Raw genomic sequence first — 22,366 nt, 5'->3', positions numbered from 1 at the left:
TCATGGAGCTACGGTCCTCCGCCCATACCGACACCTTCGCGCGCGACCGGCTGCCGCCCCACGACCAGTGGCCGCACCTCACCGATCTGGGCTATCCCGACCGGCTGAACTGCGGCGCCGAGCTGCTGGACGGCACCATCGCCCGGCTCGGCGCCGACCGGCCCGCGGTCCGCGACGCGAGCGGCCCCGTCTGGACATACGGTCAGCTGCGCGCTCAGGTGGACGCGATCGCCCATGCGCTCACCGGCCGGCTCGGGGTCCAGCCGGGCAACCGCGTCCTGCTGCGCGGCCCCACCACGCCCTGGCTGGCCGCCTGCTGGCTCGCCGTGATGAAGGCGGGGGCGGTCGCGGTGACGGTGCTGGCCGCCCAGCGCCCCCAGGAGCTCGCCACGATCTGTGCGATCGCGCAGGTGCGGTTCGCGCTGTGTGAGGTGCGGGCCGTCGACGATCTCGCCAAGGCCGAGGTCCCGGGGCTGCGGATCACCACGTACGGCGGGGACGGGCCGGACGATCTGCGGCAGCTCGCCCGGCCGGGCGGCGCGCCCTACCCGGCCGTGGCGACCGCCGCCGACGATGTCGCGCTGATCGCCTTCACCTCGGGCACCACCGGGCGCCCCAAGGGCTGTATGCACTTCCACCGCGATGTGCTCGCCATCGCGGACACCTTCTCGGCGCAGGTGCTGCGCCCGCAGCCGGACGATGTGTTCGCCGGCAGTCCGCCGCTCGGTTTCACCTTCGGCCTCGGCGGACTGGTCATCTTCCCGCTGCGGGCGGGCGCCTCGGCCTTTCTCGCCGACTGGGGCGGGCCCCAGCAGCTGCTCCGCGATATCGCGGCGCACCGGATCTCGGTGCTGTTCACCGCGCCGACCGCCTATCGCGCGATGCTGCCCGAGCTCGCCGGGCACGATGTGTCCTCGCTGCGCCGTTGTGTGTCGGCCGGGGAGAATCTGCCGGCCGCGACCTGGCAGTCCTGGCACACGGCGACCGGTCTGCGGATCATCAACGGCATCGGCGCCACCGAGCTGCTGCACATCTTCATCGCGGCCGCCGACGACGCCGTCCGCCCCGGGATGACGGGACTGCCGGTCCCCGGCTTCCAGGCACGGGTGGTGGGCCCGGACGGCGCACCGCTGCCGGACGGCGCGCCGGGGCTGCTGGCGGTCCGCGGGCCGACCGGCTGCCGCTATCTCGCGGACGCCCGGCAGACGGAGTACGTACGCGACGGCTGGAACATCACCGGCGACACCTACGTCCGCGAGCCGGACGGCTACTTCCGCTATGTGGCCCGCGCGGACGACATGATCATCTCGGCGGGGTACAACATCGCGGGTCCCGAGGTGGAGGACGCGCTGCTGCGGCACCCGGATGTGGCCGAGGCGGCGGTGGTGGGCCGGGCCGACGAGGACCGCGGGCAGGTGGTCGTCGCCCATGTCGTGCTGCGGGACGGCGTCCCTCCGTGTGACGACACCGTCGCCGCGCTGCGCTCCTTCACCAAGACCCGTATCGCGCCCTACAAATGCCCGCGCGAGATCGTCTTCCACACCTCGCTGCCGCGCACCCCGACCGGCAAGCTCCAGCGTTTCCGGCTGCGGGAACCCGATCTAGAGTGACCCGGTGAACGACCCGCACACACAGCGCACCCCACGGTCCCTGATCGTCACGTTCTACGGCGCCTACGGACGCGGCGGCCCCGGCGGCCCGGCCGCTCCGGTGCCGGTGGCCGCCCTGATCCGGCTGCTCGGTGCGCTCGGGGTCGATCCGCCGTCGGTGCGCTCCGCGGTCTCCCGGCTCAAGCGGCGCGAGCTGCTGACCCCCGCCCGGACGGCCTCCGGCGCGGCCGCGTACGGACTGTCCGACGCGGCCCGCCAGCTGCTGGACGACGGCGACCGCCGGATCTTCGGCCGGCCGGCCGCGCGGCTGTCCGACGGCTGGGTGCTGGCCGTCTTCTCCGTCCCCGAGGAGGAGCGGCACAAGCGCCATCTGCTGCGCTCCCGGCTGGCCCGGCTCGGCTTCGGCACCGCCGCGCCGGGTGTGTGGATCGCCCCCGCGCAGCTCTACGAGGAGACCCGGCACACCCTGGAGCGGCTGCAACTGGACCCGTACGTCGACCTGTTCACCGGTACGCACGCCGGCTTCGCCCCTACGGCGGACGCGGTCGCCCGCTGGTGGGACCTGGACGCCATCGCCGCACAGCACCGCGCCTTCCTCGACGAGCAGGAGCCGGTCCTCCAGCGCTGGTCGCGGCGCCGCTCGGTGCCCCCCGAAGCGGCCTACCGCGACTATCTGCTGGCGCTGGACGCCTGGCGCCGGCTGCCGTACGCGGATCCCGGACTGCCCTCTCCCCTCCTGCCTGAGGACTGGCCGGGCGGCCGCGCGGCGGAGGTGTTCGGCCGGCTGCACGCCAAACTCCGGGACGCCGGGGCCCCCTACGCGCACGAGGCGATGACCGGGGCGTAGCGGCCCCGCGCACCGGCCTCAGCGGCGGCGCTGCTGGGCCCCCACCTTGACGCCGGAGCGCGGCCGGGCGGCGGCGATCACGGAGACCACGTCCTTGAAGGAGCCGCACATCCGGGTGCCGGCGACCCCGGCGAGCTCACCGAACGTCCCGACGCCGTAGGTCACCGCGACCGGCTCCATGCGCGCGGTGACCGCCATCCTCATGTCCCCCACGGTGTCCCCCACATACGCGCTCTGCCAGGCCGCGACACCGAGCCGGCCGGCCGCCCGCAGCACCATCTCCGGGTGCGGCTTGCCACGCCGGACCATGTCCTGGCCGATGACCGGGCCGACCAGGTCGCGGATGCCCATGACGTCGAGCAGCGCCTCCGCGCTGCGGGTGGTCTTGGACGTGGCGACGGCCAGCTCGACGCCGTGGGCGCGCAGCGCGGACAGCCCCGCGGTGACGCCCGGGAAGAGCAGCTGCGGCCCCAGGCACAGCACTTCGTAGGCGAACAGCTCGCGGTAGCGGGAGATCGCGGCCTGCACCCGGCCGTCGTCCTCGGGCCTGCCCAGCAGCCGGCCGAAGGCGGGGCCGGGAGGCTTGCCGATCGCGGCGGCCGCCTGCCGGGCGGTCACCGAACAGCCTTGCTCCGCGGCCACCTTGATCAGCAGTTTGCTGATCGCGGGGAGGGTGTTGGCGAGGGTGCCGTCCAGGTCGAAGACGGCGGCCCGGATCGTCTCACCTCCGGCGCCCCGTACACCTCTCACGGGACGTTCGCCGACTTCCGTTGCTACGCGCATGGCTGGAGACCTTTCCGGATTCCGATGGGGGGTGCAGGGGCTCGGGTGACGTTGCTGGCTCGGCTGATGGGGCGGCCTGCGGTCGACGACTGGTTACGGCAGCGGCGGTCTCGCCAGGGCGCACCGCCGTCCAGGGCGGCACGCAACCGTCGAGGCGGCGCATCGGAAGGGAACGTCCCGTTTACCGCCTTCGGAGATTTAAAAACCGCCTGCGCTGTTTGTCAATGCATCCCCGTCTCCCCTGACGGGTCGACAACGCCCCTGTGCGGCGCCAAACTGGGGGCACATGCCCCCGGGGAGGCGCCCAGCGCCGAAACGCGCGAAAGATCGTCAGCTTCGCGTCAGGGCCCGCCAGTTCCAGCCAATCCCGTGAAGCATATCGAACCGCATGGTTGGTTTTCTATGTAGACTGCAATGAGCTCGCAGCCGTACTAGAGACGGGACGGACACCGTGCCCACCCAGCATCGCGCCATCCAGAGCCGCCAGGCACTCATCCGCTCGGCCGCAGAGACCTTCCTGGAGAAGGGGGTTCCCGCAGCGGGCATGGTCGAGATCAGCCGGCGGGCCCGGCTGAGCAAGGGAGCGCTCTACTTCCACTTCACCTCGAAGGACGACCTCACGCTCGCGGTGCGGGACGCGGCACTGGAGGCCCTGCGGGAGCTCGAGGACGCCTTCACCCGCTCGCCGCAGCCACTGACCACCGCCGTACGGGACTTCACCACCGCGCTGTTCGGCAGGGTGGAGTCGGACGCGGTGCTCCGCGCCGGCTTGCAGCTGCGGCCGGAGACCGCGCCGGGGCTCGGCATCTACGCCCTGGAGCAGCGCTGGTATGCGCTGTTTCTCGACAAAGCGGTGACCTGTGGGACCGGCGGGCCGGCCGGGCCGCATGCGACGGACACCGAACCGCGGCGCACGGCCCAGCTGTTGACCTCCATCGTGGTCGGCCTGCTGCACCTGGGCAGCGAGGACGGGACGTGGTGGGACCACGAGGCCATCGTCGACCTGTGGGCGCTGCTGCCGGCCGCACCGGGCCGGATCCCGGCCGCCGTCCCGGCTCCGGCGCAGCTGCCGGCGGCGGGCTGACCGGGACGCCCGCGGCCCGCCCCGGTCCTCATGCCCCGGCCTCACAACTCGACCAGCACGGCCCCGATATGACGACCCTGCGTCAGTTCGCGCAGCGCCTGCGGCGCCTGCTCGATCCCCCTCAGAAGGGCATGCGGGAAGACCAGCGTGCCCTCCCGCAGGCCCTGGCCGAACTCCTTCGTCCACTCCTGCGGCAGGTCCGGATGGGCGTACAGCCCGAATCCGCGCAGGGTCACCCGCCGCGTGATGATCAGCCCCGGGTCCAGCTCCACCGGGGCGATGCCGCCGCGGTCCCCGCCCAGCTGACCGGAGAGCGCGCCGACCAGCGCGAACCGCGCGTCGGGGCGGGCCACCGCGAGCGCCGCCGTCAGCTGTTCGCCGCCGACGGTGTCCAGCAGCACATCGATACCGCCCGGTGCGGCCCGCCGCAGCTGCCGCTCGATCGGCCCGGCGCCGCGCACGATCGTGTCGTCGTAGCCCAACTCGGCGCGCAGCCGCCCAGCCTTGCGCTCCGAGCCGGTGCTGCCGACGACCCGCCCGGCGCCCAGCCGCCGGGCGAGCTGCCCGGCCATGCTGCCCACGCCGCCCGCCGCCCCGCTGACGAACACGGTGTCCCCCGGCCTGACCTCGGCGGCCAGGCGCAAGGCACCCCAGGCGGTGGCGCCCTGCGACAGATGCGCGGCGGCGGTCGGCAGCGCGTCCGGGGCGAGGCGCCGTACCCGCGACTCCTCGACCGCCGCGAACTCCCGCCAGCCGCAGGGGTGATGGACCAGTTCGCCGGGGGTGAAGCCGCCTCCGGGAGCCGCCACCACCTCGCCGACCGCCGAGCCCCACAGCGCCTCGCCCGGTACGAATGAGGGCATCGGCAGCCGGATTCCGGTCATCTGTGAGCGCATCACCGCGGTCACCGCCATCACGCGGTTGCGCACCAGCACCTCCCCCGCCCGGGGCTCGGGCACGGGGACCTCGGCGATCGTGAAGTGGCGTGCCGTCAGCTCGCCTTCTACCTGGGACGCGAGCCGGACCTCGCGGTGCACGGCGGGTATGGCGGGGACGACGGTGGGGGACATCGGACAGCTCCTCGCGCTGGTAGCACTCGATGGTGCCGCCCTGGAGGACGGCGCCGGTTCATACCCGAGGGGCCCACCTCCGGAGCGGGCGCAAATTCAATACCGCATGGTTGGCTTCTTTATGATGCGGAAATAGACTGCGCGGCCACGGGCAGCGGGTCGCACTCAGGCACAACAACTCCAAGAGAGCATACGGAGGATGATCGGTGGTCAAGCAGGAACGCGCAGTGCGCACCCGACGCGCCGTCCTCGAAGCAGCGGCTCATGTCATCGGCACCCGCGGGTACCAGGCCGCCACGATGGCCGAGATCATCCAGCGCGCCGGGGTCACCAAAGGGGCGGTGTACTTCCACTTCACGTCCAAGGACGCACTGGCCCGCGCGGTCATAACGGAGCAGACCGACCCCTTTCTGCCACAGGTCAGCGAGTCCCGGCTCCAGGACGCCATCGACTTCACCCACCAGGTGGCGCTGGCGCTGCGCAGCGACCCGTTGCTCCAGGCCGGCACGCGTATCGCGGTGGAGACGACCTTCAGCGAGGATCCGCTGGTGCCGTACCAGGCGTGGACCGACATCATCACCACGATGTTCACCGAGGCTCGGGACAACGGGGAACTACTGCCGGGCGTGGCACCTGACCGGGCGGCCGAGTTCTTCGTCGCGGCCTACATGGGCGTGCAGTTGTTCTCGCGCGCCGCGACCAACCGCGCCGATCTCCCGGAGCGGGTCACGGCCCTGTGGAAGCACACGCTCCCGGGCCTCGCGTCGCCCGGTGCGCTGAGCCATCTGGATCCGCACGGCCGCTGCGTCAAGATCTCGGTCTGACGCCCCGGGCCACCGCCCTGACGGAGCCGCCGGCTCCTTCCCGGCCCTGGAAAACAAACCACATGGTCCGTATCTTAGTGTCTTTGGGATCTGACCAAGCCTCAGCCCGTCAGGGCGCTGAGAGCCGCACCACAGAAGGGAACCACCTATGGCCAGCGCCACGCTCACGCCGTACTTGCGCGATCAGCGCGACGATGTCGGAGGCGGATCCGCCGACGGAATCCGACCGTCGTCGCTCACCACGACCGTGCCGCGTGAGTATGTGCACCGCAACGCGGTGTCCGAGGTGTTCCTGACGAACTGGCGGCGCGACGGGGCCGACAGCTGGGTGGTCAGCGGCCAATGGCCGCGCGCCCACACCTTCTACGGGCCGCTGCACGGGATGCACGACCCGATCCTGCTGATAGAGACTGTGCGGCAGGCCGGGATATTACTGAGCCATGTCGCGCACCGGGTGCCGCTCGACCACCCGATCATCTGGCAGCGGGTCCGCTACGAGCTCACGCCGCAGGCACTGCGCACCGCGCAGCACCCCGCCGAGGTCGAACTGCACATCACCGACCGCGACATGGTCCACCGCGGCAAGCGGCTGGTCAGCGCCCTCCAGGAGTTCCGGATCCGGTGCGACGGCGCCGAGCTGGCCTCCGCGACGCTCGACTACTCCTGTCACAGCCCGGCCGTCTACCGCCGGCTGCGCGGCGAGTACGGCGATCTGGCGCTCGCCAACTCCCGTACGCTGCCGCTGCCCGAGCCCGTGAGCCCGCGGCTGGTCGCCCGGGAACACGACCGCGATGTGGTGCTCTCCCCCACCGACCGCCCCGACCGCTGGCAGCTCCGGGTGGACACCTCGCACCCGGTGCTCTTCGACCACCCCGTCGACCACGCCCCCGGCATGCTGATGATCGAGGCCGCCCGGCAGGCCGCGCAGGCCGCCACCCCCGGCGTCACGCTGCCGGTCTCGATGGAGTGCTCCTTCTCGCGCTACGCCGAACTCGACGCGCCGTCCTGGGTGCAGGCCCGGACCACCGGCCGGGGCGACGACGACCGCCGCCAGGTCGAGGTCGCCGTCGAACAGCACGGCCAGCCGGTCGTCTCGGCGCAGGTCAGCTGCGTACCGACGCCCTGACCGGCCCCCCGGCCGCCCGCCGCACCGGCCCGCCGGTCCCCTGACTGCCTGCTCCGCCGGCCCGCCGGTGTCCTTCCGGACCGGCCCCACCAACGGCCCCGCCCCGCTGCCCGTGCCTCCCCGTCACCGCAGCGTGAGGCGGGGCTTCGGCGCGTCCGTGCGTCCCGTGGGCGGGGTGCGGCTGCCCGCCTGGTAGGGCAGCGGCCAGGGTGCGCCCGGCCCCGCGTACCCCTGGTCGGCGGCGGCGTGCAGGGTCCAGTGCGGGTCGTACAGATGCGGCCGGGCCAGCGCGCACAGGTCCGTACGTCCGGCCAGCACCAGGGAGTTGACGTCGTCCCAGGAGGAGATGGCGCCGACCGCGATGACCGGCACACCGAGGGCGTTGCGGATGCGGTCGGCGAACGGGGTCTGGTAGGAGCGGCCGAAGTCGGGGCGCTCGTCGGGCACCACCTGCCCGGTGGACACATCGATGGCGTCGGCGCCGTGGTCGGCGAAGGCCCGCGCCATCGCCACCGCGTCCGCCGCGGTGGTGCCGCCGTCTGCCCAGTCGGTCGCGGAGATCCGGACCGTCATCGGGCGCCCGGCCGGCCAGACGGCACGGACCGCGTCGAAGACCTCCAGCGGGAAGCGCAGCCGGCCGGTGAGATCGCCGCCGTAGGCGTCGGTGCGGTGATTGGTGAGCGGGGAGAGGAAGCCGGAGAGCAGATAGCCGTGGGCGCAGTGGAGTTCGAGCAGATCGAAGCCGGCCCGGGCCGCGGACTCGGCGGCGCGGACGAACTGTGCGCGGAGAGTGGCGAGTTCGGGTTCGGTCAGGGCGTGCGGGGTCTGGTTGACGCCGGGGCGGTAGGGCAGTGCGGAGGGCGCGACGAGGGGCCAGTTGCCGTCCGGGAGCGGCTGGTCGATGCCGTCCCACATCAGCCGGGTGGAGCCCTTGCGGCCGGAGTGGCCGAGCTGGACACCGATGGCGGTGCCGGGGGCGGAGGTGTGCACGAAGTCGGTGACCCGGCGCCAGGCCGTCTCGTGCTCCGGCGCGTACAGCCCCGTACAGCCGGGCGTGATCCGTCCCTCGGGGCTGACGCACACCATCTCCGTCATCACCAGCCCGGCCCCGCCCAGCGCACGGGCGCCGAGGTGGACGAGGTGGAAGTCGGTGGGGGTGCCGTTGTTGTCGGCGGCGGAGTACATGTCCATCGGGGAGACCACGACGCGGTTGCGCAGGGTCAGCTCACCCAGCCGGAAGGGCAGGAACATCGGGGGTGTGCCGGGCGGGGTGCCCGCCTCGTCCTCGACGGCGGCGACGAAGCCGGGGTCGCGCAGCCGCAGGTTGTCATGGGTGACGCGGCGGCTGCGGGTGAGGAGGTTGAACGCGAACTGGTGCGGCGGCTGGTCGAGGTAGGTGGCCAGCTCCTCGAACCAGGCGAGGCTGGCGCGGGCCGCGCGCTGGGTGGACGCGACCACGGGGCGGCGCTCCTCCTCGTACGCGGCCAGCGCGCGGGCCGTGTCGGGCTGCTCCTCAAGACAGGCCGCCAGCGCCAGGGCGTCCTCGACGGCGAGCTTGGTGCCGGAGCCGATGGAGAAGTGCGCGGTGTGCGCGGCATCGCCGAGCAGCACGGTGTTGCCGTGCGACCAGCGGTCGTTGACGACCGTGCGGAAGGCGGTCCAGCTGGAGTTGTTGCCGCGCAGCGCGCGGCCGCGCAGGGCGTCGGTGAAGACCTTGGCGCACCACTCGGCCGACTCGCGCTCATCGCAGCGGTCGAGTCCGGCCGACCGCCAGACCTCCTCGCGCATCTCGACGATGACCGTGCTGGCGCCGTCCGCCGGGCCCTCCGTCCGGGCGAAGGGGTAGGCGTGGAGCTGGACGACGCCGTGCTCGGTCTCCGCGATCTCGAAGCGGAAGGCGTCGAAGGCGAAGTCGGCGGCGAGCCAGATGTAGCGGCAGCGGTGGGTGGTCAGCTGCGGGCGGAAGGCGTCGGCGTGTGCGGTGCGGGTCGTGCTGTGCACCCCGTCGGCGGCGATCACCAGGTCGTACACACCGGCCAGTTCGGCGGCGGGCGGGGCCTCGGCACGGAAGCGCAGCTCGATGCCGAGGTCGCGGCAGCGCCGGTGGAGCACGGCCAGCAGCCGGCGCCGGCCGAGCGCCGCGAAGCCGTGTCCGCCGGAGGTCAGGGTGCGGCCCCGGTGGACGATGTCGATGTCGTCCCAGCGGACGAACTCCGCCTGGAGGGCGCGGTAGACCTCCGGGTCGGCGTGCTCGATGCCGCCGAGGGTCTCGTCGGAGAGCACCACCCCGAAGCCGAAGGTGTCCTCGGGCGCGTTGCGCTCCCATACGGTGATCTCGCGGGTGGGGTCCAGGCGCTTGAGCAGCACCGCGGCGTACAGCCCGCCCGGCCCGCCGCCGATGACGGCGACCCGCATGGCTATTTCCCCTGCCACTTGGGGGCCCGCTTCTCCGTGAAGGCGGCGTGGAATTCCGCGTAGTCGTCGCTGTTCATCAGCAGCGCCTGGGTGGCGGCGTCCATCTCCACGGCGGCGGCCAGCGGCATATCGAGCTCGGCGGTGAGCAGCGCCTTGGTCTGGGCGTGCGCCATCGCGGGCCCCTCGGCGAGCCGCCGGGCGAGCGCCGCGGCCGCCTCGTCGGCCCGGCCCTCCTCGGCCAACTCGCTGATCAGGCCGAGGCGTTCGGCCTCCGGCGCGCGGACGGTGTCGCCGAGCATCAGCAGCCGGGTGGCGTGGCCGAGGCCGATGACGCGGGGCAGGAGATAGGCCGCGCCCATGTCGCCGCCGGACAGTCCGACCCGGGTGAAGAGGAAGGCGAACCGGGCGGACGGGTCGGCGACCCGGAAGTCCGCGGCCAGCGCGAGCACCGCGCCGGCGCCCGCCGCGACCCCGTGCACCGCCGCGATCACCGGGAACGGGCACTCCCGCACCGCCCGCACGACCTGCCCGGTCATCCGGTTGAAGTCCAGCAGTTGGGCGGTGTCCATGCCCAGGGTGGCGCCGATGATCTCCTCGACGTCGCCGCCGGAGCAGAATCCGCGCCCCTCCCCGGCGAGCACCAGGGCGCGTACCGAACGCTCCCTGGACAGCTCGGCAAGCAGGTCGCGGAGGTCGGCGTAGGACTCGAAGGTGAGCGCGTTGAGCTTGTCCGGGCGCGCCAGGGTGACGGTGGCGACCCCGTCCTGGCGCGTCACGCGGAGGTGCTGCCAGGTCTCGGTACTGCGGGCGGATCCTGCGAACGGGCTCATCGGGCTACCTGCCCCCTTTGGCCGGGTCGGCCGGTGGATGCTGTTCCGGATGCCCCTCGAAGTTATCACCCCTTCATGACTGTCGTCATGAGAGCGCGATACGACACACGGTCCGGCGACGGCATCCCGCCACCCGCCGGGGCCGTCAGGGTCGTCGGGGTCGTCGGGGTGAACCCCGTCGAAGGTCCCGGCCGTCGCATGACCGAGGTCATCCGATCTCCGGCCGCTCGCCCCTGATCCCCCGCCCCCGCGCTCCCTACGGTGGAGAGGCCCGATCCGGTCTCAGACCGCCGACCCGGCCCTTCGCGAACGGACGAACCGCGCATGCTGGAACCACCCACCCCTGCGACCTGGCGCATCGCGCTGCCGCGCGGCGCAACCGCCGTACCCATCGCCCGGGCGATGGTCCGGACCGCCATGCAGGATCTCCGGGTGACGGCCGACCGGACCACGGCTCAACTACTGACCGCGGAGCTGGTCACCAACGCGCTCAAGCACACCTGCGGCGCCGGCCCCATCGAGCTGGTGGTGGAACAGCGGCCGGCGGGCTGCCGGATCGAGGTGCACGACGACGGCCCGCTGCTCGTGGAGGGCCTGGGCGATCCGGTCCCGCTGGGAGAGCCGGGGGTGGTGGCGGCACCGGGTGCCGGCGCGCCGGGCGGCGCGGCGGAGGGCCCGCCGGGCGGGCCGTCGGTCGGCCGGTCGTCGGACGGCCAGTCGTCGGACGGCCAGGTCCCGATGCAGCGGGCGGAGGAGGCCGGGCGGCCCGGCCACGACACCGACCCCGACCCCGACCCCGACGCCCCCTCCCCCACCGCGGCCTGCGGCGACCACGACGGTCGTGGTCTGCTGCTGATCCGGTCCCTCAGCGCGGCCTCCGGCTGTCGTCCGACGCCGCGCGGCAAGGCCGTCTGGTTCACCCTTCCCGAGATGCGCCGCCCGCGCCGACGCTGACGGCGGCCGCGTCGGCACCGGCCGTGTCGGCACCGGCCCCCGGGCCCTGCGCCGCCACGGCGAGCCGCGAGCGACGCCGCCCGTAGCACGTGTAGACCAGCGCACCGGCCACCAGGAACCCGGCGAACTGGAGCCAGGTCGCCGGACCGGTGCCGTAGATCAGATAGAGGCAGAAGCCGATGCCGAGCAGCGGGCTGACCGGGAAGAGCGGGACGCGGAAGCGGCGCGGCAGATCGGGGCGGGTGCGGCGGAGCACCACCACGCTGAGGTTGACCACCGCCATGACGGCCAGCGTCCCGATGGTCGACAGGTTCATCACCGCGTCCAACGGGACGACCGCGGCCGGCACGGCGAAGACGGCCGCGACGATCCAGGTGTTGGCGACGGGGGTGGACGTCCGGGGCGAGACCCGCTCGAAGATCCGCGGGACCAGGCCGTCCCGCGCCATCGACATCAGGATGCGGGTCTGGCCGTACATGACCGCGAGGACGACCGAGGCGATGGCGACGACGGCGCCGAAGGCGATCACCCCGCCGCCGAGCGTCGAGTCGGTGACGTGGTTGACGATCAGCGAGAGCGCGGCGGGCCGGCCGCCGACCTCGCCCGCGGAGAGCGCGCCGATGGCGGAGACCGCGACCAGGCAGTACAGGACGGTGACCACACCGATGCAGACCATGATCGCGATGGGGATGTTCCGGCGCGGGTCCCTGGCCTCCTCACCGGCCGTGGTGATCGCGTCGAAGCCGATGTACGAGAAGAACGCGAGCGAGGCGCCGGAGGTGATGCCGGCGACGCCCTCCGGGGCGAACGGCGACAGGTTGCCGGCCTGGAAGGCGCTGAAGCCGATCACGCAGAACAGCACCAGGATCGCGAGCTTCAGCACCGCCATCGCGGCGGTCGCGCGGGCGCTCTCCCGGATGCCGCGGACGAGCAGCAGCGCGGCGAGCAGCATCACGACGACGGCCGGGATGTTGACGAGGCCGCCGTCGCCGGGCGGCTGGGAGAGCGCGTCGGTCAGCTGCCAGCCGGTCAGGCTGCCGAGCAGCTCATTGAGGTACTGGCCCCAGCCGACGGCGACCGCCGAGACCGAGATGCCGTATTCGAGCAGCAGGCACCAGCCGACGAGGAAGGCGAGGCGCTCGCCGAGGGTGGCGTAGGCGTAGGAGTAGGCGCTGCCGGACACCGGTATCGCGCCGCCCAGCTCCGCGAAGGAGAAGGCGGTGAAGACGCAGGTGACGGCCGCCAGGACGAAGGACACGATGACGGCGGGACCGGCCTCGGCGACGGTGTCGGACAGGCCGACGAAGATGCCGGTGCCGACGATGGCGCCGATGCCGAAGCAGATGAGCTGGAAGAGCCCCATGCTGCGCCGGAGGCCGTTGCCTTCGAGGTCCGCGCCCGATTCGGCGATGAGGAGGTCGGGCGATTTGATGCGCAGTCCGGACGGACGGAGGAAGGGCGGGCGCACGGTGTGGTGGTTCTCTCTCTGGTGGTGCGAGGTGCGCGGCGGGGGTGTGGCCACACACGGAGCGGGGTCCGGACCGATGGGTCCGGACCCCGCGAGCGGATCGATGGTAACCGCCGAAACCGGATGGTCGCCCGTTTAGGTGTATGGCTATGCGGTGCGCTGTTTTGTGCGGTGTGCGCCCGGCCGGGCCCTAGCGGGCGAGCGTCGCGACCAGCACCGCCTTGATGGTGTGCATCCGGTTCTCCGCCTCGTCGAAGACGACGGAGTGGGCGGACTCGAAGACCTCGTCGGTGACCTCCAGCGACGAGAGTCCGTGTCGCGCGTGGATCTCCCGGCCGACCGCGGTGCCCAGGTCGTGGTACGCGGGCAGGCAGTGCAGGAACTTCACGTCCGGCGTGCCGGTGGCGCGCAGCACGTCCATGGTGACCGCGTACGGGGCGAGCAGCGCGATCCGCTCGTCCCAGACCTCCTTGGGCTCGCCCATGGAAACCCAGACGTCGGTCGTCACGAAGTCCGCGCCGCGCACGCCCTCGGCCACGTCCTCGGTGAGCGTGATCCGGGCGCCGGAGCCCTCGGCCAGCCGCCGCGCCTCGGCGATCACCGTCTCCTCGGGCCACAACTGCTTGGGGGCCACGATCCGTACGTCCATGCCGAGCAGGGCGCCGGTGACGAGGTAGGAGTTGCCCATGTTGTTCCGGGCGTCGCCGAGGTAGGCGAAGGCGGTCTCCGTCAGGGGGCGCCCCCGGCCGTGCTCGACCATGGTCAGCACGTCGGCGAGCATCTGGGTCGGGTGCCAGTCGTCGGTCAGCCCGTTGAAGACCGGCACCCCGGCGTAGGCGGCCAGCTCCTCGACGTCGGACTGCCGGCTGCCGCGGAACTCGATACCGTCGAACATCCGGCCCAGGACCCGGGCGGTGTCCTTCACCGACTCCTTGTGCCCGATCTGCGAGCCGGACGGGTCCAGATAGGTGGTGGCGGCACCCTGGTCCGCGGCGGCGACCTCGAAGGAGCAGCGGGTCCGGGTCGAGGTCTTCTCGAAGATCAGGGCGATGTTCCGGCCCTGGAGGCGGGGGACCTCGGTGCGGGCGCGCTTGGCCGCTTTCAGCTCGGCCGCCAGGTCGATCAGTCGGCGGAATTCCTCGGCGCTGAAGTCCAGCTCCTTGAGGAAGTGGCGGCCCGTGAGGTCTATCGCCATGGGTCGGCTCCTGGTTCGCGGCGGTCGGGACGGACTCGGACCCTGGAATTGTATACGCACATACGTATCCCTATACAGGCTGCCGGTCGCCGTACGGGTCCGGTCCCTCCTCCCGGGCGGAGAACCCGGCACGCTCAGGCTGCCCCCGGCACCGCGTCCCTCGCCACCGGACAGCTCATACAGCGCGGCCCGCCGCGGCCGCGCCCCAGCTCGCTCCCCGGGATCGTGATCACCTCGATGCCGCGCTTGCGGAGGAAGGTGTTCGTGGTGACGTTCCGCTCGTACGCCACCACCACGCCCGGCTCCACCGCCAGCACATTGCAGCCGTCGTCCCACTGCTCACGCTCGGCCGAGTGCACATCCTGGGTCGCGGTCAGCACCCGGATGTCCGCCAGCCCCAGCGAGGCCGCTATGGCGCGGTGCATATGCTCCGGCGGATGGTCGGTGACCTTGAGGTCCTGATCCCCCGAGCCCGGCTCGATGGTGTACGAGCGGAGCATCCCCAGTCCCTCGTACTGGGTGAAGGTATCCCCGTCGATCATCGTCATGACGGTGTCCAGATGCATGAACGCCCGGCGCTTGGGCATATCGAGCGCCACGATCGTGCGCGCCGAACCCGCCGCGAACAGCCCCCGCGCCAGCAGCTCGACGGCCTGCGGAGTGGTCCGCTCGCTCATCCCGATCAGCACCGCGCCACTGCCCATCACCAGGACGTCGCCGCCCTCGATCGTCGAGGGGTAGTCCACCTGCCCCTCGGACCAGACGTGGAAGTCCCCGCCACGGAAGAGCGGATGGTGCCGGTAGATCGCCTCGTAGTGCACGGTCTCGCGCTGCCGGGCGGGCCAGCGCATCGAGTTGATCGACACCCCGTTGTAGATCCAGGCGGAGGTGTCGCGGGTGAAGAGGTGGTTGGGCAGCGGGCCCAGCAGGAAGTCGTCCAGGTCCATCACATGGAAGCGGACCGAGGTCGGCTCGGCGTGCCGCTCCAGGAACTCCCGCTTGGTCATGCCGCCGACCAGCGCCTCGACGAGCTCCGGCACCGGCAGCTCGTCGAAGGCCGCCCGCAGATGGTCGGTGGCCAGCGGCCCGTATTCCTTCTCGTCGAAGACACGGTCGAGGACGAGCTGCCGCGCCTCGGGGATCTGGAGGCTCTCGGCCAGCAGATCGCCGAAGAGGTGCACCTCCACCCCCCGGTCCCGGAGCACATCCGCGAACCCGTCGTGCTCGGCCCGCGCCCGGCGCACCCACAGGACGTCATCGAAGAGCAAGGCGTCCTTGTTGGAGGGCGTGAGCCGCTTCAGCTCCAGATCGGGGCGGTGCAGGATGACCCGGCGCAGCCGCCCGGCCTCGGAGTCGACTTGGAATCCCATCCACCCATCTTGGCCGCTCGGACGGCTCGGCGGAGGGAGTCGGGCGATGTCGTTCCGGTCGGGCCCGGGAGTTGCGCGAAAGCACCGGCAGTCCCGTGCGCCCCAGGGGTGTGCCTGGGTCCGCGGCTCGGGCACGGCTGTCACGCGGCGACGCCACGGCATTTGGGCAGCCACGAGGGGTGGCGGGGAAGGACCCTCCGTCCCTCCCCGCCGGCCCCCTACAGCCGTGGGTCCACCGGCTCCGACTCCAGGGCGAGCACCGCGAAGACCGCCTCGTGGACCCGCCACAGCGGTTCGCCGTCCGCCAGCCGGTCGAGCGCCTCCAGGCCGAGCGCGTACTCCCGCAGGGCCAGCGAGCGCTTGTGGCCCAGGTGCCGGACGCGCAGCCGCCGGAGGTTCTCCGGGCGGGTGTACTCCGGCCCGTAGATGATCCGCAGGTACTCGCGGCCACGGCACTTGACGCCCGGCTGGACGAGCCGGCCGTCGGCCTGCCGGATCAGCGCCCGCACCGGCTTGACCACCATGCCCTCACCACCCTCGGCGGTCAGCTCCCGCCACCAGGCGATACCCGCCGCGACCGAGGTCTCGTCCCCGGTGTCGACGAGGATCCGCCGGGTCGTGGCGAGCAGCCCCGGCCGGTCCGTGGCGCCGCCGGACGTCCCGCCGTCGCGGGCCGCCACCGCGCCCTCGGCCGCGATCAGCCGGTCGAGCAGGGCGAGCTGCTCGGTGTGCGGCAGCCCGGCGAGGCTGCGGCCCTGCACCGCGAGGATCTGGAACGGCGCGAGCCGCACCCCGTCCAGCTCCCCGAGCCCGGCGCCGCCGCCCGGATCCTGCGGTGCCCCGGCGTCCGCCGCCGTCGCCCCGACACGCCAGCAGTAGCGCCGGTACGCCTCGGTGAACGCGGCCGCGTCCGCCGCCCGGTCCCGCTGCCGGCCGAGCAGCGGTGCCACCTCGACCCCACGGGCCGCCGCCGCGTCCAGCGCACCGAGCACACCCGGGAACGCCGCCCCGGACGCCGCGCCCACCGCCGCGTACTGCTGGCGCAGCAGCCCGGTCGCCTTCAGGGACCAGGGCATCAGCTCGGCGTCCAGCAGCAGCCAGCCGGTCTCCAGCTCGTCCCACAGACCGGCCTCCTCGGCGCAGTCCCGGACCCGCCGCAGGATGCGTTCGGTCGCCTCCGGGTCGTCGAAGAACGGCCGGCCGGTGCGGGTGTACAGGGCGCCCGAGACCCCCTTGGGCAGGTCGAAGGGGGTGCCTCCGCTGCCTGTGGGGCCACCGGAGAGCGCACCGGCCACGGTCTCGTCGCGGCACACCAGCACCACCGCACGGGACCCCATGTGCTTCTCCTCGCACACCACTTCCCGTACGCCGTCGGCCCGGTAGCCGGCGAACGCCTCCGCGGGGTGCTCCAAGTACCCCTCCTCCGACGAGGTCGCGCAGGGCGCCATCGTCGGCGGGAGGTACGGCAGCAGCCGCGGGTCGATCGCGAAACGGCTCATGACCTCCAGCGCGGCCGCGGCGTTCTCCTCCTTGACCGCGAGCCGGCCCATGTACCGGGTCTCCACGATCCGCCGCCCGGTCACCTCGTGCAGATCGAGCGGACGGCCGTCCGCCCCGCCGGGCGCCTCCGTCACCAGCGGTTTCGTGGGCTCGTACCAGACCCGCTCGGCCGGTACGTCCACCAGCTCGCGCTCCGGCCACCGCAGCGCGGTCATCGCACCGCCGAAGACGCAGCCGGTGTCCAGGCAGAGGGTGTTGTTGAGCCAGTTGGCGCGCGGGGTGGGGGTGTGGCCGTAGACGACGGCGGCGCGGCCGCGGTAGTCCTCGGCCCACGGGTAGCGCACCGGCAGGCCGAACTCGTCGGTCTCGCCGGTCGTGTCCCCGTACAGCGCGAAGGAGCGCACCCGACCCGAGGTCCGGCCGTGGTACTTCTCCGGCAGTCCGGCGTGGCACACCACGAGGCCGCCACCGTCCAGGACGTAGTGGCTGACCAGGCCGCGGATGAACTCCCCGACCTCGGTACGGAAGGCGGCGTCCTCCTTGTCCAGCTGCTCGATGGTCTCAGCGAGCCCATGGGTGTGCTGGACCTTGCGACCCTTCAGGTAGCGGCCGAGCTTGTTCTCGTGGTTGCCCGGCACACACAGCGCATGCCCGGCCCCGACCATGCCCATCACCAGTCGCAGCACGCCGGGGCTGTCCGGCCCGCGGTCGACGAGGTCACCGACGAAGACCGCCGTACGGCCTTCGGGGTGTGCCGCGTCCACCGGCCGGCCGAGCGCGTCGCGCACCAGCGCATAGCCCAGCTTGCCGAGCAGGGTCTCCAGCTCGGAACGGCAGCCGTGGATATCGCCGATGATGTCGAACGGGCCGGTGAGATGGCGCAGATCGTTGAACCGCCGCTCCGTGACGACCTCGGCGGACGCCACCTCCTCCGGGCCCCGCAGGACATGCACCGTGCGGAAGCCCTCCCGCTCCAAGTGCCGCAGGGAACGGCGGAGTTCGCGCTGGTGGCGCTGGATGACCCGGCGCGGCAGCCCGGCCCGGTCGGCGCGCGCCGCGTTGCGGGCGGCGCAGACCTGCTCGGGCATGTCCAGCACGATCGCCACCGGGAGGACGTCATGTTCCCGGGCCAGCCGCACCAGCTGGGTACGCGCCTCGGACTGCACATTGGTGGCGTCCACGACCGTCAGCCGCCCGGCGGCCAAGCGCTTGCCCGCGATGAAGTGCAGGACGTCGAAGGCGTCGCCGCTGGCGCTCTGGTCGTTCTCGTCGTCGCTGACCAGCCCCCGGCAGAAGTCGGAGGAGAGGACCTCGGTCGGCCGGAAGTGCCGGGCGGCGAAGGTGGACTTGCCGGAGCCGGTGGCCCCGATCAGCACCACGAGGGAGAGGTCGGGCACGGCGAGCGTACGCGGCGCCCGCTCGGGCTCGGGCCCGGGCCCGGGCCCGGGCTGCGGCCGCTCCCCGCGCTCCTGGCGGGTACCGCTCTCCTGCGCGCTCCCGCTCTCCTGCTGGTCCTCGTGCGGGTGCTCGTTCTTCTCCCCGTACTCGGTACGGTCGTCGTCCGTCATGCCGCGACCTCCTTCCCTCTCATCGAAGCACTGTTGTCGTCACCGGCCCGGTGGAAGTGCGCGAGCTGGGTGGGCGGGCCGACCTCGGGGTCGTCCGGGCCCACCGGGCCGAAGCTCACCTCGTAGCCGTGCCGGGCGGCGACCCCGCCCGCCCACTGCCGGAACTCCTCCCGGGTCCACTCGAAGCGGTGGTCCGCATGCCGCACCCGGCCGGCCGGCAGCGACTCCCAGCGCACGTTGTACTCGACGTTCGGCGTCGTCACCACGACCGTGCCCGGCCTGGCCGACCCGAACACCGCGTACTCCAGCGCCGGCAGCCGCGCCGGATCGACATGCTCGATGACCTCGCTGAGCACCGCCGCGTCATACCCCTTCAGCCGGCCGTCGGTGTACGCCAGCGACCCCTGTACGAGCCGTACCCGCCCCGACTGCCGCTCGGACATCCGGTCCAGCCGCAGCCGGCGCCGCGCCTCGTGCAGCGCCCGCATCGACACATCCACGCCGACGATCTCGGTGAACTGCCCCTCCTTGAGCAGCGCACCGACCAGCTGACCCTGCCCGCAGCCCAGGTCGAGCACCCGCGCCGCCCCGGCCGAGCGCAGGACCGCGAGGATCGCCTCCCGCCGCCGGACGGCGAGCGGCACCGGCTTCTCCTCGGTGTCCGCCTCCTCGTCCACGGCGTTGTCGAGCTCCTCGGCGGCCACATCGTCCGACTCGGCCAGCCGCTCCAGTTCCAGCCGCTCCATGGCCTGGCACGTCAGCGACCAGCGCCGCGCGAGATAGCGGCCGACGATCACCCGCTGCTCCGGATGGTCCTCCAGCCAGCCCTCGCCGGCCCGCAGCAGCTTGTCGACCTCGTCGGGCGCGACCCAGTAGTGCTTGGCGTCGTCCAGCACCGGCAGCAGCACATACAGCTGCCGCAGCGCCTCGGCCAGCCGGCTCTCCCCTTCCAGGACGAGCCGTACGTAGCGCGAGTCGCCCCACTCCGGGAACGTCTCGTCCAGCGGCACCGGCTCGGCCCGCACCGTCCAGCCCAGCGGCCGGAACAGCTTGTCCACCAGCTCCGGGCCACCCCGGGCGGGCAGCACCGGCACCTCGATACGCAACGGCAGCGCACGCGCCACCAGCTCGGGCCGTGCCGTGCACTGCCCCTTCATCGCGCTGGCGAAGACGCTTCGCAGCGCCACCGCCAACAGCGAGGAGGCCGCGTACGGGCGGTCGTTCACATACTGCCCCAGCGCCGAATCCGGCGCGCCGCCACGGCCCTTGCCGCGGCTCTTGCGCACCAGGGCGATCGGATCGACCTCCAACAGCAGCGCTGCGGTGCACCGTTGTGCGTCGGCTTCGGGATAGAAGACATGCGCGGTGCCCTGCGACGTCGAGAACCGCTGCGCCTTGTCGGGATGCTTGTGCAGCAGAAAGCCGAGGTCGGTCGCGGGACGGTCGGCGCTGCCGGTGGTGGTTATCGTCAGGAACACGCGTCCGAGTATTGCCGCAAGACAGCCCACGCCCCACCGGTTTTCCGCGACAGCGCCACCCCACCCGGCGTCAGCTCAACTGCGACTGCACCTGCGTCGAGATCAGCTCAAGGTGGTCCAGGTCATCCAGGTCCAGCATCTGTAGGTAGATACGGGACGCGCCGATCGCGGCATAGCGGCCGACCTTGTCGACGACCTCGGCGGGTGAGCCCGCCAGCCCGTTGGCCTTCAGTTCGTCCACCTCGCGCCCGATGGCCGCGGCCCGCCGCGCCACCTCGGCATCGTCCTTTCCGACACAGGCCACCAGGGCGTTGGAGTACACCAGCTCATCGCCCTTCCGCCCGGCGGCTTCGGCGGCCGCCCGCACCCGTCCGAACTGGCGCTCACTGTCTTCGAGCGAGGCGAAGGGGATATTGAACTCATCGGCGTACTGCGCCGCCAGCCGCGGTGTACGCGTCGCACCGTGGCCGCCGATCAGCACTGGCACCTTGCCCTGGGCGGGCTTGGGCAGCGCGGGCGAATTCTCCAGCTGGTAGTAGGTTCCGTCGTAGCTGAACTCCTCTCCTGTTCCGGTGGCCCACAGGCCGGTGATGATCGCCAGCTGCTCTTCCAGCCGCGCGAACTTCTCCTTGGGGAACGGAATGCCGTACGCCTTGTGCTCCTCCTCGAACCAGCCGGCCCCGAGACCGAGTTCGACCCGGCCACCGGACATCTGGTCGACCTGGGCCACCTGGATGGCCAGCACACCCGGCAGCCGGAAGGTGCCGGCCGTCATGAGCGTTCCGAGCCGGATGCGCCGGGTCTCACGAGCGAGGCCGGCCAGCGTGATCCAGGCATCGGTCGGGCCGGGGAGCCCGTCGGCAGTGCCCATTCGGAGAAAATGGTCCGAGCGGAAGAACGCGTCAAAACCAAGATCCTCAGTAGCTTTGGCGACCTTCAGCAGGGTCTCGTAGGACGCGCCCTGCTGGGGCTCGGTGAAGATTCGTAGGTCCATACCTCCATCCTGCACTCCGCACGACACCCCAATCGTCGGAGAGCGTTTCGGTCAGCGGGTCGGCCGGTGCAGCGGGTCGGTCCGAGCGGTCTTGGTGGGATTGGTGGGCTGGGCGGTCTTGGTGGGCTGGCGGGGTGGGGCGGCATCCACCGCGTAGCCGAAGGGGTGGCGTGGGGGCGTGGGCACGGCCGGTGGTGGGCAGGGCCGGCGGTGGGCGGGCCAGTCCGTGCACGATGCGCGACGTGGGATGGCGCGCGACGTGAGGTGGGGCGAGCGCAGGGGACGGCGTGGTCGCGCGACGCCGTCGGGCAGTGGCAGCCGGGGGCGTACGCGACGGCTCGGGCATCGTCGCGTCGGGTGTGGGGCATGAGGTCTCGGGCGTGAGGTCTCGGGCGTGAGGTCTCGGGCGTGAGGTCTCGGGCGTGAGCTCTCCCGGCCCGCGGTCGGTGGATTACCGCTCGGGGCTTGACCTACCGCGTGCGCGCGGCCGGTGCGGTGCCGTGGTGCTCAGGCGGGGTTCCGGTCGCGCACCTCCAATTTCTCCAGTATTCCGGCCACCCGGTCTCTCGATTCATCGACCGTGTCCATCGCCTCGACGCAGGTCCAGTACATCCCCTCCTCGTCCGCCAGCAGCACCACTGCCACCAGCGCTTCGCACACCTCGCGCAGCAGGAGGCACAGGCCGGATAAAGCCGCCTTGGCATCGCGCACCTCGGACAGCTGAACCGCCCGCAGCCCACCGGTGACCGACGCCGGGCACAGCAGTCCCCCGCTGAACCGCCCGCCTGTGTCGCCCAATCCCCGGGCCCTGGACCGCACTTCGTACGGCCCGAATATCGCGAGATGGCTGCCTACCGCCTCCGCCAAGGCCTGCGCCTGCCATGCCTCGACGATCACTCCCTGAACCGTGTTCGCCTCTGCCAGCCCGCGTCGGCTGGCCGCGATGATCCGCACCGCGTCCATCCGCTCCCCTCCTTCCCTCTCCATTCGCATGCACCCTGCACTCTTTCCACTACCCAGAGTGAATGCGAACACCCAAAAAAGCCAGGGGAATTCGCAAATCTGTGGACAAGCAAGGCGATGTGGAAAGATCCATGACTCCGGAGAGTGACAAGCGGCTGCCCCGCCCCCGCTCCCTCCCCTCCCGCCCCAGCACCCCCACCCCTCACACCACCGGCACAAGTCACGCGAAACCGCCGAAGCGAACACGGACCGGACGGCCGACGAACAGCGCGCCGCATCACGGGAAA

The 22,366-nt window shown here is 72.2% G+C and carries 18 protein-coding genes; 6 read left to right on the top strand and 12 right to left on the bottom strand.

Annotated elements, in window-relative coordinates; translation table 11 throughout:
• Positions 1-2 precede the first annotated feature (2 nt).
• Complete coding sequence (locus AC3EUV_RS16905; RefSeq protein ID WP_435603241.1) at positions 3-1,610, top strand: AMP-binding protein; 1,608 nt, start codon at positions 3-5, stop codon at positions 1,608-1,610.
• A 4-nt stretch (positions 1,611-1,614) separates the two neighbouring features.
• Complete coding sequence (locus AC3EUV_RS16900) at positions 1,615-2,457, top strand: PaaX family transcriptional regulator (protein ID WP_432142799.1); 843 nt, start codon at positions 1,615-1,617, stop codon at positions 2,455-2,457.
• 18 nt (positions 2,458-2,475) lie between these two features.
• Here AC3EUV_RS16900 and AC3EUV_RS16895 read toward each other — a convergent pair whose 3' ends face one another.
• Positions 2,476-3,240 (bottom strand): HAD family hydrolase, encoded by a 765-nt coding sequence (locus AC3EUV_RS16895; RefSeq protein WP_387235618.1) that lies wholly within the window; start codon positions 3,238-3,240, stop codon positions 2,476-2,478.
• Positions 3,241-3,691: 451 nt separating this feature from the next.
• Here AC3EUV_RS16895 and AC3EUV_RS16890 point away from each other — a divergent pair, with 451 nt between their 5' ends.
• The gene (locus AC3EUV_RS16890) at positions 3,692-4,324 is read left to right on the top strand and encodes a TetR family transcriptional regulator (protein ID WP_432142800.1); all 633 of its coding nucleotides are present in this window, start codon (positions 3,692-3,694) and stop codon (positions 4,322-4,324) included.
• A gap of 41 nt (positions 4,325-4,365) precedes the next feature.
• On the opposite strand, the gene AC3EUV_RS16885 is transcribed toward AC3EUV_RS16890, so the two are convergent.
• Entirely contained in the window at positions 4,366-5,394 is a 1,029-nt protein-coding gene (locus tag AC3EUV_RS16885) for an MDR family NADP-dependent oxidoreductase (RefSeq protein ID WP_435603240.1), read from the bottom strand.
• 227 nt (positions 5,395-5,621) lie between these two features.
• Between AC3EUV_RS16885 and AC3EUV_RS16880 the strand changes: the two genes are divergently transcribed.
• Both AC3EUV_RS16880 and AC3EUV_RS16875 read left to right on the top strand, forming a co-directional pair.
• Entirely contained in the window at positions 5,622-6,218 is a 597-nt protein-coding gene (locus AC3EUV_RS16880) for a ScbR family autoregulator-binding transcription factor (RefSeq protein WP_387235627.1), read from the top strand.
• A 148-nt stretch (positions 6,219-6,366) separates the two neighbouring features.
• A complete protein-coding gene (locus AC3EUV_RS16875) occupies positions 6,367-7,344 on the top strand; it encodes a ScbA/BarX family gamma-butyrolactone biosynthesis protein (protein WP_435603239.1) in 978 nt (325 codons plus the stop codon).
• Positions 7,345-7,467: 123 nt separating this feature from the next.
• Here AC3EUV_RS16875 and AC3EUV_RS16870 read toward each other — a convergent pair whose 3' ends face one another.
• Entirely contained in the window at positions 7,468-9,759 is a 2,292-nt protein-coding gene (locus AC3EUV_RS16870; RefSeq protein WP_435603320.1) for a bifunctional salicylyl-CoA 5-hydroxylase/oxidoreductase, read from the bottom strand.
• Between the two features lie 2 nt (positions 9,760-9,761).
• Entirely contained in the window at positions 9,762-10,589 is an 828-nt protein-coding gene (locus tag AC3EUV_RS16865; RefSeq protein ID WP_432142803.1) for an enoyl-CoA hydratase family protein, read from the bottom strand.
• A 324-nt stretch (positions 10,590-10,913) separates the two neighbouring features.
• On the opposite strand from AC3EUV_RS16865, the gene AC3EUV_RS16860 reads away from it, so the two are divergent.
• Positions 10,914-11,543, top strand: coding sequence for a hypothetical protein (locus tag AC3EUV_RS16860; protein WP_435603238.1), 630 nt, complete (start codon positions 10,914-10,916; stop codon positions 11,541-11,543).
• On the opposite strand, the gene AC3EUV_RS16855 is transcribed toward AC3EUV_RS16860, so the two are convergent.
• From AC3EUV_RS16855 to AC3EUV_RS16820, 8 genes are all read right to left on the bottom strand, one after another.
• On the bottom strand, positions 11,506-13,011 hold the full coding sequence (locus tag AC3EUV_RS16855; RefSeq protein WP_435603319.1) for an amino acid permease: 1,506 nt from the start codon (positions 13,009-13,011) through the stop codon (positions 11,506-11,508). The two genes, AC3EUV_RS16860 and AC3EUV_RS16855, sit on opposite strands and share 38 nt — an antisense overlap.
• A gap of 190 nt (positions 13,012-13,201) precedes the next feature.
• Positions 13,202-14,206, bottom strand: coding sequence for an ornithine carbamoyltransferase (gene argF, locus AC3EUV_RS16850; protein ID WP_432142805.1), 1,005 nt, complete (start codon positions 14,204-14,206; stop codon positions 13,202-13,204).
• 134 nt (positions 14,207-14,340) lie between these two features.
• A complete protein-coding gene (locus AC3EUV_RS16845; protein WP_435603237.1) occupies positions 14,341-15,576 on the bottom strand; it encodes an arginine deiminase in 1,236 nt (411 codons plus the stop codon).
• Positions 15,577-15,794: 218 nt separating this feature from the next.
• Positions 15,795-18,644 carry a polynucleotide kinase-phosphatase gene (locus tag AC3EUV_RS16840; protein ID WP_435603236.1) on the bottom strand — a complete coding sequence of 950 codons (2,850 nt, stop codon included), beginning with the start codon at positions 18,642-18,644 and terminating at the stop codon, positions 15,795-15,797.
• Positions 18,641-20,122 (bottom strand): 3' terminal RNA ribose 2'-O-methyltransferase Hen1, encoded by a 1,482-nt coding sequence (locus AC3EUV_RS16835; protein ID WP_435603235.1) that lies wholly within the window; start codon positions 20,120-20,122, stop codon positions 18,641-18,643. The genes AC3EUV_RS16840 and AC3EUV_RS16835 overlap by 4 nt, the downstream gene beginning before the upstream one ends.
• Positions 20,123-20,192: 70 nt before the next feature.
• Entirely contained in the window at positions 20,193-21,116 is a 924-nt protein-coding gene (locus tag AC3EUV_RS16830) for an LLM class F420-dependent oxidoreductase (RefSeq protein ID WP_432142809.1), read from the bottom strand.
• 51 nt (positions 21,117-21,167) lie between these two features.
• Positions 21,168-21,302, bottom strand: coding sequence for a hypothetical protein (locus AC3EUV_RS16825; RefSeq protein WP_432142810.1), 135 nt, complete (start codon positions 21,300-21,302; stop codon positions 21,168-21,170).
• Positions 21,303-21,623: 321 nt separating this feature from the next.
• Positions 21,624-22,079 carry a DUF6099 family protein gene (locus AC3EUV_RS16820; RefSeq protein ID WP_432142811.1) on the bottom strand — a complete coding sequence of 152 codons (456 nt, stop codon included), beginning with the start codon at positions 22,077-22,079 and terminating at the stop codon, positions 21,624-21,626.
• Between the last annotated feature and the right edge of the window lie 287 nt (positions 22,080-22,366).

Source organism: Streptomyces sp. bgisy130 (genome assembly GCF_057708345.1).
This window is presented reverse-complemented; position numbering and strand designations above follow the sequence as displayed.